12 protein-coding genes are annotated in these 16,718 nt (G+C 67.1%); 9 read left to right on the top strand and 3 right to left on the bottom strand.

Features of this window, described 5'->3' with window-relative positions; translation table 11 throughout:
- Position 1 precedes the first annotated feature (1 nt).
- On the bottom strand, positions 2-1,228 hold the full coding sequence (locus tag LTA6_RS01440) for a branched-chain amino acid ABC transporter permease (protein WP_341978507.1): 1,227 nt from the start codon (positions 1,226-1,228) through the stop codon (positions 2-4).
- A 340-nt stretch (positions 1,229-1,568) separates the two neighbouring features.
- On the opposite strand from LTA6_RS01440, the gene guaB reads away from it, so the two are divergent.
- From guaB to LTA6_RS01405, 7 genes are all read left to right on the top strand, one after another.
- Positions 1,569-3,071, top strand: a complete 1,503-nt coding sequence (gene guaB, locus LTA6_RS01435; RefSeq protein WP_341975663.1) for an IMP dehydrogenase — start codon at positions 1,569-1,571, stop codon at positions 3,069-3,071.
- Positions 3,072-3,146: 75 nt separating this feature from the next.
- Complete coding sequence (locus LTA6_RS01430; RefSeq protein ID WP_341975662.1) at positions 3,147-3,461, top strand: DUF2277 domain-containing protein; 315 nt, start codon at positions 3,147-3,149, stop codon at positions 3,459-3,461.
- Positions 3,462-3,571: 110 nt separating this feature from the next.
- Entirely contained in the window at positions 3,572-4,123 is a 552-nt protein-coding gene (locus LTA6_RS01425) for an OsmC family protein (RefSeq protein WP_341975661.1), read from the top strand.
- A gap of 165 nt (positions 4,124-4,288) precedes the next feature.
- Entirely contained in the window at positions 4,289-5,977 is a 1,689-nt protein-coding gene (locus LTA6_RS01420; RefSeq protein WP_407358462.1) for an ABC-F family ATP-binding cassette domain-containing protein, read from the top strand.
- 49 nt (positions 5,978-6,026) lie between these two features.
- On the top strand, positions 6,027-7,142 hold the full coding sequence (locus LTA6_RS01415) for a GuaB3 family IMP dehydrogenase-related protein (RefSeq protein WP_407359238.1): 1,116 nt from the start codon (positions 6,027-6,029) through the stop codon (positions 7,140-7,142).
- Between the two features lie 59 nt (positions 7,143-7,201).
- Positions 7,202-7,960 carry an SURF1 family protein gene (locus LTA6_RS01410; protein ID WP_407359237.1) on the top strand — a complete coding sequence of 253 codons (759 nt, stop codon included), beginning with the start codon at positions 7,202-7,204 and terminating at the stop codon, positions 7,958-7,960.
- A 237-nt stretch (positions 7,961-8,197) separates the two neighbouring features.
- Positions 8,198-12,535: an ExeM/NucH family extracellular endonuclease gene (locus LTA6_RS01405; protein ID WP_407358461.1), complete on the top strand. Its 4,338-nt coding sequence runs from the start codon at positions 8,198-8,200 to the stop codon at positions 12,533-12,535.
- Between the two features lie 121 nt (positions 12,536-12,656).
- Here the strand turns inward: LTA6_RS01405 and LTA6_RS01400 are convergent, their stop codons facing one another.
- Both LTA6_RS01400 and LTA6_RS01395 read right to left on the bottom strand, forming a co-directional pair.
- Complete coding sequence (locus LTA6_RS01400; protein ID WP_407358460.1) at positions 12,657-13,280, bottom strand: VOC family protein; 624 nt, start codon at positions 13,278-13,280, stop codon at positions 12,657-12,659.
- A 91-nt stretch (positions 13,281-13,371) separates the two neighbouring features.
- Positions 13,372-14,178 carry a DeoR/GlpR family DNA-binding transcription regulator gene (locus LTA6_RS01395; RefSeq protein ID WP_407358459.1) on the bottom strand — a complete coding sequence of 269 codons (807 nt, stop codon included), beginning with the start codon at positions 14,176-14,178 and terminating at the stop codon, positions 13,372-13,374.
- Positions 14,179-14,407: 229 nt separating this feature from the next.
- Between LTA6_RS01395 and LTA6_RS01390 the strand changes: the two genes are divergently transcribed.
- Both LTA6_RS01390 and LTA6_RS01385 read left to right on the top strand, forming a co-directional pair.
- The gene (locus LTA6_RS01390; RefSeq protein ID WP_341975656.1) at positions 14,408-15,706 is read left to right on the top strand and encodes a sugar ABC transporter substrate-binding protein; all 1,299 of its coding nucleotides are present in this window, start codon (positions 14,408-14,410) and stop codon (positions 15,704-15,706) included.
- An 86-nt stretch (positions 15,707-15,792) separates the two neighbouring features.
- Positions 15,793-16,716: a sugar ABC transporter permease gene (locus tag LTA6_RS01385; RefSeq protein ID WP_341975655.1), complete on the top strand. Its 924-nt coding sequence runs from the start codon at positions 15,793-15,795 to the stop codon at positions 16,714-16,716.
- Positions 16,717-16,718 lie beyond the last annotated feature (2 nt).

Raw genomic sequence — 16,718 nt, 5'->3', positions numbered from 1 at the left:
GTCAGCCCAGCCTTTCCCTGCGTCCGAGCAGCCCTTGCGGTCTCACCAAGAGGATGAGGATGAGCACCACCAGAGCGCTCGCGTACTTCAAGTCCGAGGGGATCCAGAGCGTCGAGACCTCAACGGCCATTCCGACGATCAGGGATCCGAGGAGGGCGCCGAAGGCAGTGCCGAGGCCGCCGAGAGTGATCGCAGCGAAGATCAGGAGCAGCATCTGCATGCCCATGTCCCACTTCACACCGGGGCGGAAATAGGCCCAGAGCACACCGGAGATCGCGGCGAGCACACCCGCGAGGATCCAGACGGTGCGGATGACCCGATCGACGTCGATGCCGGACGCCGCCGCGAGCTGCGGGTTGTCCGAGATCGCCCTGGTCGCCTTTCCGACCCGCGTGCGGGTGAGGAAGTAGGCGACGAAGAGGATGACGACGATGCTCAGGCCCATCGAGACGAGGTCGATGTAGGACAGCGAGACCGGTCCGAACTGGATGGGTGTGGGGCTCGCGCCCGGCAACTGCATCGTGCCGCCGCCGATGACGAACTGGAATGCGTAGCGCAGGGCGAGAGACAGTCCGATGCTCACGATCATGAGCTGAACGACGCCGAGGCCGCGATGGCGCAGCGGACGCCAGATTCCGGCATCCAGCGCCCAGCCGAACAGCCCGCCGCCGATGACCGCGGCGATGAGTCCGAGCCAGAGTGGAAGGTGCCAGAACGAGGTGAACAGCAGCGCCACCAGGCCGCCCCAGGTGACCATCTCCGCGTGGGCGAAGTTCGACAACCGCGTGGTGCCGTAGATGAGCGCCGCGCCCATGGAGGCCAGCGCGAGAAGGAGACCGAAGTTCAGCCCGCCGACGAGACGCGACAGCAGCTGGTCGATGAACGACGTCGTCTCGCGCACCCCCTCGCCGAGGAACAGGTTCACGATCTTCGTGCCGGTGAGGCCGAACTCGACCTTCTGCGAGGCCGAGTCGCCCTCGACGATCACGCCGTCGGGAAGCGTCGACTCATCGAGGCTGAGCGTGTACTCCTCTTTCTCCGGCACGTACAGACGCCATTTGCCTTCGGCATCCGTCTCGGTCTCGCCCTTGAAACCGTTGCCTTCGATCGTCATGGCGACGCCTTCGACCGGTTCGTCGTCGAAGGTGATCACCCCGGCGAAGTAGAAGTCGGTGATCTCCTGGCCGTCATCGGTGGTGTCGGCTGATGCGGGTGCCGGTGGCTGCATCAAGATCGCGCTCAGCGCGATCAGAATCCCGAGGAACGCGACCAATACGGTTCGCGTTCGCCGGACGGCGATCGTTGTGGGTCCCACGCAACCTCCACTGTGAGTGCTGTCTCTGCGGCATCGGGTATGCGCCGCATCGATGGACGACGCACTTGAGCGTAGTGCGCGATTCGCGAATCTCCTACCTCCGGGGCCGCACGAAGGGTGCTGACGCCGCTCAGGGAATGTTCTCGGGCGTGTCTCGCTTAGAATCTGCATAGGGGTTTCGGCCCGCACCGGCCGACGTCGACCGCCCCGTACACGTACTCGGATTCGCGCCACGCGCGCAGGAGGAGCTTCCATGGACCAGCCCGACCCCTTCGGCTTCGTCGGATTGACCTATGACGACGTGCTGCTCCTTCCGGGGCACACCGACGTCATCCCCAGCGAGGCGGACACCTCCTCGCGGGTCACCCGCCGCATCTCGGTCGCCACACCGCTGCTCTCCAGCGCGATGGACACCGTCACCGAGGCGCGCATGGCGATCGCGATGGCCCGTGAAGGCGGCATCGGCATCCTGCACCGCAACCTCTCGATCGCCGACCAGGCGTCGCAGGTCGACCGGGTCAAGCGCAGCGAATCGGGCATGATCACCGACCCGATCACCACGAACCCGGACGCCACCGTCGAAGAGGTCGACGCCCTGTGCGCGCAGTACCGCATCTCCGGCCTCCCCGTCGTCGACGCCGATGGGCGTCTGCTCGGAATCATCACGAACCGCGACATGCGCTTCGTCTCTGGCTTCGAGCGTCAGACCACGTTCGTGAAGGACGTGATGACCTCGGAGAACCTCGTGACCGCGAAGGTCGGCGTCGCCGCCGGCGAGGTCATCGCGCTGTTCGCGAAGCACCGGGTCGAGAAGCTGCCGCTCATCGACGAGAACGGCAAGCTCGCCGGACTCATCACGATCAAGGACTTCGACAAGAGCGAGAAGTACCCGCTCGCCACCAAGGACGACCAGGGCCGACTGCGTGTCGGAGCGGCGATCGGCTTCTTCGGCGACGCGTGGGAGCGCGCCGAGGCGCTGCGCGATGCCGGCGTCGACGTGCTCGTGGTCGACACCGCGAACGGGCAGTCCCAGGGCGTCATCGATCTCGTCCGCCGGCTGAAGGCCGACGAGTCGTTCGCCCACATCGACATCATCGGCGGCAATGTCGCGACCCGTGAGGGCGCGCAGGCGCTGATCGACGCGGGTGTGGATGCCGTCAAGGTCGGCGTCGGCCCCGGATCGATCTGCACCACCCGCGTCGTGGCCGGCGTCGGCGTGCCGCAGGTCACCGCCGTATACGAGGCATCGCTCGCGGCGCGCCCAGCAGGCATCCCGGTGATCGCCGACGGGGGCCTGCAGTACTCCGGCGACATCGCCAAGGCGCTCGTCGCCGGTGCTGACGCAGTGATGCTCGGCTCGCTCCTTGCCGGCACCGACGAGTCGCCGGGCGAGATCGTCTTCCAGTCGGGCAAGCAGTTCAAGCAGTACCGCGGCATGGGATCGCTCGGTGCGATGCAGACCCGTGGCAAGCAGACGTCGTACTCGAAGGACCGTTACTTCCAGGCCGACGTCCCCAACGACGACAAGCTCATCCCCGAGGGCATCGAGGGGCAGGTGCCCTACCGCGGTCCACTGGGCGCCGTCGCGTACCAGCTCGTCGGCGGACTCCGGCAGTCGATGTTCTACGTCGGGGCCCGCACGATCGAGGAGCTCAAGCAGCGCGGCAAGTTCGTGCGCATCACGGCGGCGGGACTCAAGGAGTCCCACCCGCACGACGTGCAGATCGTCGTCGAGGCGCCCAACTACAAGAAGTAGGGCTCGACGAAAGGGGGCGGATGCTGCGGCATCCGCCCCCTTTCGCGTGTCCGGGGTTCGGCGTACCGTGCCGGTATGTGCCGAAACATCGTCCCGCTGAACAATCTGGAGCCCGCCGCGACCGACGAGGAGTGCGATGACGCGGCCCTGCAGTTCGTGCGCAAGATCGCCGGAACCACCAGCCCTTCGCGGGCCAATCAGGAGACGTTCGACAGAGCCGTCGCCGAGATCGCACAGGCGACCCGTCGCCTCCTCGACGGCCTCGTCACCTCCGCTCCGCCGAAGAATCGCGAAGACGAAGCGGCCAAGCGCCAGGCGCGTTCTGCCGACCGTTACGAGGCCATCCGCGTCTTTCAGCAGGAGAAACGGGCTGCTCGCGCTGCGTCCTAGACGACGAGCGTATGACGGCCCGCGACGTGGGATGACGGTCTGCAACGCACGATGACGGTCGGTGACAGTGCCCCCGTCGAAGACGGTCCGCGCTCGTTTACGGTCGCGTCATGACTCTCATCCAGGAACAGATCGAAACCATCATCGACGTCACCCCCGAGGAGCGAGCCGCGCGGCTCACCGAAGCCGGAACGGCATGGAACGAGCGCATCGCTGCTGATCCCGGCACCGCTGGACTCACCTACAAGGTCACCGGCCGTGGCATCGGTGCGGTCGCGACCGAGATCCGTGCGGGCAAGCACCGCTTCCTCGTCGACGAGCCCGCTGGCCTCGCGGGCGATGACCTCGCGGCCAGCCCCGTCGAGTACGCCCTCGGCGCCCTCGTCTCGTGCCAGGTCGTGGTGTTCCGCCTCTACGCACAGGCGCTCGGCCTCACGATCGACGAGATCGAGATCACCGCGGAAGGCGACCTCGATGTGCGCAAGCTCTTCGGGATCGACGAGTCCGGGCGCGCCGGATTCCACGATGTCCGGGTGGCGGTCGCCATCACCGGTCCCGACACCGAGCAGCAGTACGAGAACCTCCGCCAGGTCGTCGACGCGCACTGCCCGGTGCTCGACCTGTTCGCGAACCCGGTTCCGACCTCGGGAGTGCTCGTCTGAGCATCCGCACGACAGGAAAAATCCCGAGGACAGGACGAGCCCGCGAGGATCGCCCTGTCCTCGGGATTTCTCCCGGCTCGGGGCGAGACGAGCAACGGACGCGTGTCCGGCTCGCAGCTGATAGCCTGGTCGGCTCGGTACACGGGCGGAAGGACGGCCACGCTCGTGGGGTATATCGATGTTTCCAGCGTTTCGCTGACGCTGCCGGATGGCAGACCACTGCTCGATGAGGTGACGTTCCGGGTGGGTGCCGGCTCGACGAGCGCGCTCATCGGGCCGAACGGCGCCGGCAAGACGACGCTGCTGCGAATCGTGCGCGGCGATCTGGCTCCCGACGGGGGAGTCGTCACGATCGACGGCGGCCTCGGCGTCATGGACCAGTTCGTCGGACACGGCGAGCCGGGGCAGACCGTGCAGGAGCTCCTCGTCCGGGTTGCGCCCCGGCGGATCCGAGCGGCGGCTCAGGCGCTGGAGGCCGCCGAGAACGCACTCATCGAGCGCGATGAGCACGACACGCAGATGGCGTACGCCTCGGCGATCTCCGAGTACGCGGATGCCGGTGGCTACGAGCACGAGACCGTCTGGGATCAGTGCACCGTCTCCGCCCTCGGCGTGCCGTACGAACGGGCGCGGTACCGCGAACTCACCTCGCTCTCCGGCGGGGAGCAGAAGCGGCTCGCGCTGGAGGCGCTGCTGCGCGGACCCGACGAGGTGCTGCTGCTCGACGAGCCGGACAACTATCTCGACGTACCGGGCAAGCGCTGGCTCGAGGAGCAGCTGCGTCAGACGCCGAAGACGGTGCTCCTGGTCTCGCACGACCGGGAGCTGCTGGCGAGAGCGGCCGATCGCCTGATCACCCTCGAACCGGGCGGTGCGGGTGCCACCGCCTGGGTGCACGGTGGCGGCTTCGCCACGTACCACCAGGCGCGCATCGACCGGATGGACCGGCTCGACGAGTTGCGCCGGCGATGGGACGAGCAGCATGAGAAGCTGCGGATCCTCGTCGCGAACCTCAAGGTGAAGGCATCCGCGAACGACGGTTTCGCCTCGCGCTACCAAGCTGCGCAGACCCGGCTGCGGAAGTTCGAGGAGGCCGGTCCGCCCGAGGAGAGGCCGCCGGCTCAGGAGTTCGACATGCGTCTGCGCGGGGCACGAACCGGAAAGCGCGCGGTCGTGGCCACCGGCCTGGAGCTGGCTGGTCTGATGAGGGCCTTCGACGCCGAGGTCTGGTACGGGGATCGAGTAGGTGTGCTCGGCTCGAACGGCTCGGGGAAATCGCACTTCCTGCGACTGCTCGCCCGCGGCGGCAGCGACCCGGATTCGACGCTGGGGCACGTCACGTCGACCGGTGAGCAGTTGAGCGAGGTCTCGCATACCGGACGTGCCGTGCTCGGTGCCCGCGTCGTGCCTGGGCTGTTCGCCCAGACGCATGTGCATCCGGAGTTCATCGGACGCACGCTGCTCGAGATCCTGCACCGCGGCGACGAACGGCGCGCCGGGATGCCGAGGGATGCCGCGAGCTCGGCGCTGGACCGTTATGGTCTCGTCCGTCAGGCGCAGCAGACCTTCGAGTCGCTCTCCGGCGGTCAGCAGGCGAGGTTCCAGGTGCTGCTGCTCGAACTCGCAGGGTCCACGCTGCTGCTGCTCGACGAGCCGACGGACAACCTCGACATCGAATCCGCCGAGGCGCTCGAAGACGCGCTCTCGCGGTTCGAAGGCACAGTGCTCGCCGTGACCCACGATCGCTGGTTCGCGCGGTCGTTCGATCGATTCCTCGTCTTCGGCTCCGACGGCGAGGTCTATGAATCGGACGTGCCGGTCTGGGATGAGAAGCGCGTCGCTCGGGTGCGCTGAGCCGGAAGCCGATGCCGCGGCCGGTGCCCGGTAGTCTGGAGGGGTGACCATGGAGATCGAGCTCGGCCGAGGAAAGCGTGCGCGTCGTGCGTACACGTTCGACGACATCGCGGTGGTGCCGTCACGGCGCACGCGCAACCCCGAGGATGTCTCGACCGCATGGACCATCGACGCCTTCGGGTTCGAGATCCCGGTGCTGGGCGCCCCGATGGACTCCGTGGTGAGCCCGCAGACGGCGATCATGCTCGGGCAGCTCGGCGGCCTCGGCGTCCTCGATCTCGAGGGCCTGTGGACCCGCTACGAGAACCCGGCGCCGCTGCTCGCGGAGATCGCCGGTCTCAGCGATGAGAAGGCGACGGTGCGGATGCAGGAGCTGTACTCCGAGCCCATCAAGCCCGAACTCATCACGCGCCGTCTCGCCGAGATCCGCGAAGGCGGCGTCACGGTCGCCGGATCGCTCACCCCGCAGCGCACCCAGGAGTTCTACGACACCGTCGCCGCCGCCGGCGTCGACCTGTTCGTGATCCGCGGCACCACGGTGTCGGCCGAGCACGTCTCCAGTGTCGCCGAGCCGCTGAACCTCAAGAAGTTCATCTACGACCTCGACGTTCCCGTCATCGTCGGCGGCGCCGCCACCTACACGGCGGCCCTGCACCTCATGCGCACCGGTGCCGCGGGCGTGCTCGTCGGCTTCGGCGGGGGAGCGGCCTCGACGACGCGCGCCACCCTCGGCATCCACGCGCCGATGGCCACTGCCGTCTCCGATGTCGCCGCCGCGCGCCGCGACTACCTCGACGAGTCCGGCGGACGCTATGTGCACGTGATCGCCGATGGCGGCGTCGGTACCTCGGGCGACATCGTCAAGGCGCTCGCCATGGGCGCGGATGCCGTCATGCTGGGCGTTGCGCTCGCACGAGCCACCGACGCACCGGGGCGCGGATTCCACTGGGGACCCGAGGCGCACCACCCGAAGCTTCCGCGGGGCCACCGTGTCGCCGTCGAGGGCATCGGAACGCTCGAGGAGGTCCTGTACGGGCCGGCTCCCGTCGCGGACGGCACGGCGAACCTCATCGGTGCGCTGCGCAAGTCGATGGCGACCACGGGCTATTCCGACCTCAAGGAGTTCCAGCGGGTCGAGGTCGTGCTCGCCCCGTACGAGGCCTGAGGGTCGCGCACTCCATCGTGACGTCGCCATTGCTGTTCCCGCCCACCCTGCGTGAGGTGATGCTCCGCGGTCGTTGGATCGGGATGCTCGTGCTGTGCCTGCTCGTCGCCGGGGTGTTCGCCTGGCTCGGGCAATGGCAGTTGGGCCGAGCCATCGACAGCGACCCGCCGGTACCCGGTGCGACCGAGGAAGTGCTGCCGCTCACCGACGTCGTGGCCGTCGGCGAGTACCTGCCGGAGCCGCAGGTCGGTCAGCGGGTTTCCACGGAGGGGACGTGGGTCTCCGACGACTTCCTCGTCGTGTCTCAGCGTTTCAACGACGACGTCGAGGGCTTCTGGGTGACCGGCCAGCTGCGGGTGGCTGAGCGCACCTCGATCGCCGTCGCGCTGGGGTGGGCCCCCGACCGCGAGACGGCCGATGCCGCCGTCGAGGCAATGAACGCAGATGCCGCCGGCACCGAAACGGCGATCATCGGACGCATCATCTCCGATGAGGGCGCGGTCGTGCCGCCGCGCGACGACCCGTCCCAGATGAATCGGATGTCGACGGCGATGCTTCTCAGTCGATGGCATGACATCGAACAGCTCGATGTCTACCGGCCCTACCTCGCCGCCGCGGAGGCCCCGGACGGACTCGTCGACATCGCGTCGCCGGCGCCCGACGAGAGCTCTCCGGTCAACTGGCTGAACATCTTCTACGCCGCCGAGTGGGCGATCTTCGCCGGCTTCGCCTTCTACCTCTGGTACCGGCTCGCCAAGGACGCCTGGGAGCGCGAGGTCGAGGACTTCGAGGATGCCGCTGGCGCGGCATCCGCCTGACGATCCGCGCAATCGCGCACCCCGTTTTGCGCACCTGAGCGGCCAATTGTGCGCTTCCTCCGAACGATTTGTGCGATCGGGTGAGCGCCAGGTGACGAATAGGCAAACACCGTTGAGGATGTCCCTGCTGCTCCGTATGCTCCCTAACATGTGTGTGCGCTGGGAGTCCGGCGCGCATCGCGACGGCGCTTCATGAGAGCCGCCGTTTCCGTCAGCAATGTCGAGGAGACCACCCGAATGATGCTTGTCCCCGACGATGCCCGCAAGGGCCTCGAATCATCCGTGAACCGGAAGCGGGGGCGTGCAGGCGCTTTCGCCCTGACCACGGCTGTCGCTCTCGTCATCGGCCCGATGAGCGCCGCCCCGGCGCTCGCGGTCGAGCAGCCCATCGATGCGCCGGCCGTCTCCACGACGGAGACTCCGGCACCGACGACCCCGGCCCCGGAGGACGCGACCGCCGAGACGGCAGCGCCGGAGACCCCCGCGCCGGATGCCGAGGTCCCCGACGAGGACGCCCCGGCTCTCGACTCGAAGGCGGTCGAAGAGGTCGTGCCGCAGGAGTCCGCCCCGCTTGCTCCGCTCGCCGCGACCCCGGCGACGTACACGATCGCCGAGGTGCAGGGTACGACGGACGTCTCACCGCTCACCGGGCAGACCGTCACGATCGAGGGCGTCGTCACCGCCGACTATCGCACCGGCGGCTACAAGGGCATCGTCATCCAGACGCAGGGCGCCGGCGGCGCCACGGATGCCACGCCCGGCGCGTCTGACGGCATCTTCGTGTTCCTGAACGCGCTCGCACCTGCGCTCAACATCGGCGACCTCGTCTCGGTGACCGGTGCCGTGAGCGAGTACTTCGGCCAGACCCAGGTCAGCCCGGCAGCGCTCGAGGGCATCGAGGTCGTCACCGCTGGCGCAGGCGTGCCTGCCGCGACGCCGCTGCCCGACACCGTGCTCGGCGCAGACCGCGAACAGTACGAGAACATGTACGTGGCTCCGGCCGGCACCTACCGCCTGGCCTCCAGCCACCAGCTCTACAACTTCGGCGCGCTCTGGCTGAACGCCGGCGCCGACCTGAACGTCAAGAGCACCGAGACGACGCGTCCGGGCGACGAGGCGGCGGCGATCGCCGCGGAGAACCGCGCGAACCGCATCTTCCTCGATGACGGCTGGTCGCTTCAGGTCACCAACAAGAACCACCCGGGTGAGCAGCCGTATTTCACGAAGGATGAGGTCGTCCGCAGCGGCGACACCGTCGAGTTCGGCGACAACGGCTACGTCCTGCAGTGGGGCTTCGACGACTGGCGTCTGCAGCCGGTGGTGCCGATCGACGACGCCTCCCCGGCAGATCTGAAGGTCGGGTTCGCATCGACGAACCCGCGTACCGCATCCGCCCCGGAGGTGGGCGGCGATGCGCAGGTCGCGTCCTTCAACGTCTACAACTACTTCACGACGCTGAAGACCGAGAACCCGGATGCCCGCGGGGCAGCGAACGCTGAGCAGTTCGCCATCCAGAAGTCCAAGATCGTCTCGGCGATCAACGGGCTGGATGCCGAGATCGTCGCGCTCATGGAGATCGAGAACTCGGTCAAGCTCGGCAAGCCGATCGATTCGGCGCTCGCCGATCTGGTCGCCGGCCTGAACGCTGCGGCCGGCAGCGAGGTCTGGGCGTACGTTCCCACCCCCGCGGCGCTCAGCGACGCGGCGACGACCGACTACATCACCAACGCCATCATCTACAAGAAGGACGCGGTCACCCCGAAGGGCGACAGCGCGACCGTCATCGATGAGTCGGTGTGGGGCAACGCCCGCGAGCCCATCGCCCAGGCGTTCGACATCGACGGCCGTGTCGTCACGGTCGTCGCGAACCATTTCAAGTCGAAGTCCGATCCGAAGGACGGCACCTCGGAGCCGGCCGACGGACAGGGATTCTTCAACGCGGACCGCGTCGAGCAGGCGCAGTCGCTGCTCGCCTTCACCGAGGAGTTGACGTCGACGTCGGGCAGCGATGACCTGCTGCTGATCGGTGACTTCAACGCCTACGGCAAGGAAGACCCGATCGACGTGTTCACGTCGGCGGGCTGGAGCGACCTCGTCGCCGACAAGGCTTCGGGCCAGTACACGTACTCGTTCGACGGCGAGCTCGGCTCGCTCGACCACGTCATCGCGTCGCCTGAGCTGTCGGCATCCATCACGGGCGCCGGCGTGTGGGGCATCAACTCGCCGGAGTGGAGCGACCGCGGCTTCGCGTACGCGGCCACCGAGACGGGAACGCCGTTCCGCTCCAGCGACCACGACCCGATCGTCGTCGGCGTCTCGAGCGACCTCCCGCCCGTGAGCATCGACGTCGTCACGATGAACGATTTCCACGGTCGTATCGAGGCGGATGGCACCGCAGCCGGTGCCGCCGTCATGGCCGGTGCGGTCAAACAGTTCCGCGAGGCCAACCCGAACACGATCTTCGCCGCAGCCGGCGACCTGATCGGCGCCTCCACGTTCACGTCGTTCATCAACGATGACAACCCCACGATCGACGCGCTCAACGCGGCCGGTCTCGACGTGAGCGCTGCGGGCAACCACGAGTTCGACCAGGGATGGGCCGATCTGGAGGGCCGCGTACAGGACCGCGCCGACTGGGAGTACATCTCGGCGAACGTGTTCGTCACCGAGACCGGCGAGCCCGCGCTCGCCCCGGCCTGGGTGAAGGAGCTGCAGGGTGTCAAAGTCGGCTTCGTCGGTGCTGTCACCGAGGATCTCGGCTCGCTCGTCTCACCGGACGGCATCGCGGATCTCGAGGTGCGCAGCATCGTCGACTCCGTGAACGCCGTGGCCGACGACCTGCGCGACGGCGACCCGTCGAACGGTGAGGCGGATGTCATCATCCTGCTCGTGCACGAGGGCGCCGCGAGCGTCGAACTGTCCAGCGTCACCCCGGATTCGCCGCTCGGTGAGATCGTCTACGGGGTCGACCAGGACGTCGACGCCATCGTCTCCGCGCACACGCACCTCGCCTACAACCACGTCATCGAGGGCCGCCCGGTCGTCTCGGCAGGGCAGTACGGCGAGAACCTCGGCCTGATGAACATCCAGGTCGACGCGAAGTCGCACGAGCTGATCTCCATCACCAACGAAATCAAGCCGCTCACCAAGCTCGTCGACAAGGTCTCGGTACCGCTGTACCCGGCCGTGCCAGAGGTGCAGTCGATCGTCGACGCCGCCAAGGCCGAAGCCGATGTGCTCGGAGCCGTCAAGGTCGGTGACATCACGGCCGATTTCAACCGTGCGCGTCAGAGCGATGGCAAGACCGACAACCGCGGTGGGGAATCCACTCTCGGCAACTTCGTCGCCGACGTGCAGAAGTGGTCGACGGGTGCTGACCTCGCGTTGATGAACCCGGGCGGTCTGCGGGCGAATCTGAAGCACGCGGCGACCGGTGACACGGATCCGGCGGGCAACGTCACGTTCCGTGAGGCTGCGACCGTGCAGCCGTTCGCCAACACGCTGGTCACGCTCGACCTCACCGGTGCGCAGCTGAAGCAGGTGCTGGAGGAGCAGTGGCAGCCGGCGGCAGCGGCGCGACCGTTCCTCAAGCTCGGCGTATCCGAGGGGCTGGAGTACACCTACGACCCTGCGGCTGCGGCGGGTGCGCGGATCACCTCGATCACGCTCGACGGCGTGGCGATCGACCCGGCGGCCACATACTCCGTGGCGGCGAACTCGTTCCTGGCAACCGGTGGCGACAACTTCTTCACTCTCGCCGAGGGCAAGAACAAGGCCGACACCGGCAAGGTCGACCTGCAGTCGATGGTCGACTGGTTCGAGGCGAACAAGACCGCGTCGCCGGATCTCGCTCAGCGCGCGGTCGGCGTCACGGTCAGCGCGGCGGACGCCGACGGTTACAGCCCCGGCGACGAGGTCACGGTCTCGCTGTCGTCGCTCGCCTTCACCGGTGGCGAAGCAGCGCCAGGCGCTGTGTCGCTCACGCTGGGTGACACCGAGCTGGCCTCGGGCGCGATCGATCCGGTCGCCGTCGACACGACGGACGAGGCGGGGCGGTCGAGCCTGACATTCACGGTGCCTGAGGGCGTCTACGGCGAGCAGCAGCTCGACGTCGCCGTCGCCGGCACGGGAACGTCGGTCGTCATTCCGATGGTGTTCGCCGGTGCGCCGGTGGCCTCCGGCGAGATCTCGCTGAGTGACGTCACCGTCGCCGCAGGCGGCACCGTCACGGTGTCGGGCGAGGGCTTCGATGCCGGGGCCGAACTCGTCATCGAGTTGCGGTCCACCCCGGTGAAGGTCGGGACTGTCACGGTGAATGAGGACGGAACGTTCTCGGCGACGGTGACCATCCCGAAGAACACCTCCGCGGGGAAGCACACCATCGCCGTCATCCAGCCGGATGGCGCCGAGGCGACTGCTTCTCTGACCGTCACCGCAGCGGGCGGCAACGGAAACGGAAACGGCAACGGTCTCGCGACCACGGGTGCGGATTCCGCTCCCTACGTCGTGCTGGCGGTTCTGCTGCTCGCGCTCGGCCTCGGGCTGTTCGTCGCCCGTCGTCGTCGCACCTCGTAGTCGAGCACGCTCGCCTGAATGCGAACACGGAGGCCGCCGGGAGTGATCCCGGCGGCCTCCGTCGCGTTCCGGCACCTCGCAGCGTCCGTGTGATGTTCTTCGGTTCGTGGGGACCTGGAGGTCAGACCCGTGCCTCGACAGGCGCCCAGGCGAATCCGTCGGGGTCGACCGCGGCACCGAGCACGCCGTTCACGGTCAGGCGGTGCGAGCCGGATCCATCCGCGGGAACTCCGGCGTCCTTGGCAAGAGAGGCGTGACGGTAGAGGCCGAGGCCGATGGAGCCCATGCTGGTCTCGAACTGCACGTAGCTACGGCCGAAGCTCTTGGCGACGCGGATGCCGCGCTCGGCGTAGAAGGTCTTCGACGCGACGACATCGGCAGCGCCGATCAGCAGGATGATCTCGTCGACATCGCGGCTGGCGGGCGCGGTGTCCTTCTTGGCGGTCGTCGCGACCTTCCAGATGGCGCCGTCCGGTGCCTGGACGGTGCCGCCGACGCCCCAGAGCGACTTCGAGACCGGCTTGATGACGCGGGCGCCGCCGGCGACGGCTGCGTCGATGAGAGCGTGCACGTTCGCCGGCTGAGACACGACGAGCGAGAGGGTGTAGCCGCGGAACCCGGAGGTGTCGGCATCCGCGGTGCGGAAGAGGAGCCGATCGCCGAGCCCGAAAGCCTGTGTGTAGAACGCCTCAGCGGCGGCGACATCGGAGACGTGGAGGGTGATGGAATCGATGGTGTTGTTCATGACCTCGACGTTACGGATGCCGCACGAGGGCGCGCTTCTCGATTCCTGCTCACTTCGATGATGGCGCGGAGCCACGAGAAATCAGCGACCGCTACGGCGTGAGGACCTCGACATCGGCCTGTGCGAGCGCCGCCGCCACCTCACGCGGCGGGGCCTTGTCGGTGATGAGGTAGTCGACGCGCTCGAGTGTGGCGATCTGCGCGAACAGCCGACGTCCGAACTTGGACGAGTCGGCGAGCACCGCGATCCGCTCGGCGCGCTGGATCATCTCGGACATCATGGCGGCGTCGCCGAGGTTGGAGGTCGAGTACCCGTCCTGATCGACGGCGCCGACGGCGATGAGAGCCAGATCGCAGCGGATGTCGACTTCGGGTCCGCCCGGCGTCATCGTGAACGTGACAGGACCGGTCGTCGCCTGGGTGATGGCACGCACAGCGCCACCGAAGACGAACAGATCGCGGAAGGCCGACGGCGAGATCTCCGCGGGGATGCGCAGGTTGTTCGTCGCGATCGTGAGGTCGCGGTGATTGCGGAGTGCGCGGGCGACGGCGAGCGTCGTCGTTCCCGCGTTGAGCATCACCACTGAGCCGTCCTGAACGAGATCGGCGGCGAGGCGCGCGATCCGCTCCTTCTCCTCTTTCTGCATGTTGAGGCGGACGTCGAGGGCGCGGTCCTTGAGCTGGCCGTTCGCGGCGCTGACGGCTCCGCCATGCGTCCGGATGAGCACGCCCTCGCGATCGAGCTGGTCGAGATCCCGCCGGATCGTGTCGATCGAGACGGTGAAGTGCTCCGCGAGATCGCCGACCGTGACCTGGCCCGTCTGCTCGACGTAGGCGGCGAGATCCGCCTTCCTGCCGGCAGGGAGGCGGCGTCGGTGGGCCTTTGCAGAAGCGTCCATGCAGACATGTTGGCACACATGGCGGTGGAGTGCGGCACAATCATGCACAAAACGGCAGGCGGCTTCCGCCGGTGATTTCCGTGGCCTGGACGCGGGAACCCGGGACCTGGGTGCAATTCGCGGCAGAGAAGCCCTTGACTAATGCGAAGATTCCGGCATAACATGGCTCAAAACCGCATGAAGAAGCATGAGAGTGCGTTATGCGGCACGATCTCGAAGAGGAGAAGTGATGATCACAGTGGGGCGAGGGCGACGCATTCTGAAGCTCGCCGGCGCAGCGACAGCAGCCGTGACAGTCCTGGCCGTGGCAGGTTGCGCGGCAGGCGACAGCGGCACAACCGACGGTGGTGGTGACGGCGACGTCACGATCGAGTTCGCTCAGTGGTGGGAGCCCGAACTCCCCGACGGCGAGTTCCGCGCTCTGATCGACAAGTTCGAAGAAGCGAACCCCGGCATCACGGTCGATCTGGTGAGCGGCCCGTATGCGTCGACCAAGGAGCAGCTCTTTGCCGGAGCAGCATCCGGCACCATGCCCGACGTCGTCGGCCTCGACGGCGCCTGGGTGAATGACTTCGCCTCGCAGGGCGTCATCTCCGACCTGAGCGCGCTCATGGAGGAGTACGACTACGACGACAGCGAACTGGCGAGCCAGATCCAGGTCGACGGCAGCACGTACATGATCCCGGTCGTGAACTTCGTCTATCCGATGTTCACGAATGACACCCTTCTCGCCGAAGCCGGCGTCACGGCCCCGCCGACCACGCGCACCGAGTTCGCGGATGCCGCGGCGAAGGTCTCCGCGCTCGGCGGCGACGCATCGGGCTGGGTGCTTCCGCTTTCACTCGAGGCGCCGAACGGCGTGCAGAACGACGTCATGTCGTGGGTCTGGGCATCCGGCGGTTCGATGCTGAAAGACGGCCAGCCGGACCTGACCAACGACGACGTCACCTCGGCGGTCGACTTCATCGGCGGCCTCTGGGACGACGGCGTGATCGCCTCCGGTTCCTTCACCATGAAGGAGCAGGACAAGGTCGAGGAGTTCACCAACGGCCGTGCCGGCATGATGATCGATTCGCTGGCGCACATCAATCTGATCCGTGAGACGAACCCCGATCTGAAGTTCTCGATCTCGGCTCTCCCCGCGGAAGACGGATACGACGGCGAGCGGGGCATCCCCTACGCGTCCTGGGGTATCGGCGTCGCCGAGAACTCCGAGCACAAGGAAGCCGCCTTCAAGCTGGTCGAGTTCCTGATGAGCGAGGAGACGAACTCCGAGCTGTCGACGATGGCCAAGGCGTTCCCCGGCAACTCGAAGTCGGTGCCGGACTTCGTCAACGACGACGAGCTGTTCAAGAAGGCCTTCGAGATCTACCAGGAAGGCTACCCGGCGAACGAATTCACCGGACTGCCCGTCGCGGAAGAGCTCATGCGACTGCTCGGCGAACAGCTGCAGGCCGCCTTCGATGGGCAGCAGTCGATCGACGATGCGCTGAAGAAGGCGCAGGACGCCTGGAAGGCGGAGTTCTGATCTCCCGCCTCCCCGCATGAACGGGGTGCCGCATCGCGAAACTCGATCCGATGCGGCACCCGACCAACCAAGGAGCACCGGTTCCCATGAGCCTCAGAACCACGGACGACACCGAGGTGATCGTCACCGGAGTCTCGCTGTCGCGCAGACGCCGCCAGCTGCGCAAGACGACAGAGTCCTACGCCTTCCTCTCGCCCACGATGATCCTGCTGTTCGTGCTGATGATCGTTCCGATCATCATGGTGATCGGCTACTCGTTCCAGGACAACGTGATCCTGAACAAGTCACCGGAGTTCGTCGGCATCGCGAACTACGTGGAGATCCTCTCCGACCCCGGCTTCTGGAAGGCCACGGGCAACACGATCCTGTTCACGGTCGCAAGCGTCGTCGCGCACCTTGTCCTCGGTCTCGGCTTCGCGATGATGCTGAACAGCCCGCTGCTCGGAGGCTTCGCGAGATCCGTGTTCCGAGCCCTGTACGTGCTGCCGTGGCTCTTCACCGTCGCCGTGATCGCGGTCCTGTGGCGCATGCTGCTCGCCCCCAACGGCGTCGTCAACTTCCTGCTCAACACCGACATCGAATGGCTCGCCTCACCTCAGCTCGCGCTCGGCACCATCATCTTCATCAACATCTGGGCCGGGTATCCCTTCTTCATGGTCAGCCTGCTGGCCGGTCTCCAGGGCATCCCGAACGAACTGAACGAAGCGGCCACGGTCGACGGCGCCGGCGCTGTGCAGCGGTTCTGGAACGTCACCATCCCGCAGCTGCGGCCGATCATCGTCAGCCTGGTGCTGCTCGACCTGATCTGGACGTCTCAGCAGTTCGCCCTGATCTGGATGACGACCGGTGGCGGCCCCATCGACGTCACCGAGGTGCTCAGCACCTTCACCTACAAGCTCGCCTTCGCCAAGTACGACTTCTCGCTCGCGGCGACCTCCGCCGTGCTGGTGCTGCTCATGTCGATGGTGCTCGCCGTGTTCTACGTCCGTCACCAGAAGGCGAGGGACTGATC

The sequence above is a fragment of the Microbacterium sp. LTA6 genome (assembly GCF_045690355.1).
Classification (GTDB): Bacteria; Actinomycetota; Actinomycetes; order Actinomycetales; family Microbacteriaceae; genus Microbacterium.
The sequence above is the reverse complement of the archived record's forward strand: the minus strand, read 5'-3'. Positions and strand labels throughout refer to the sequence as shown.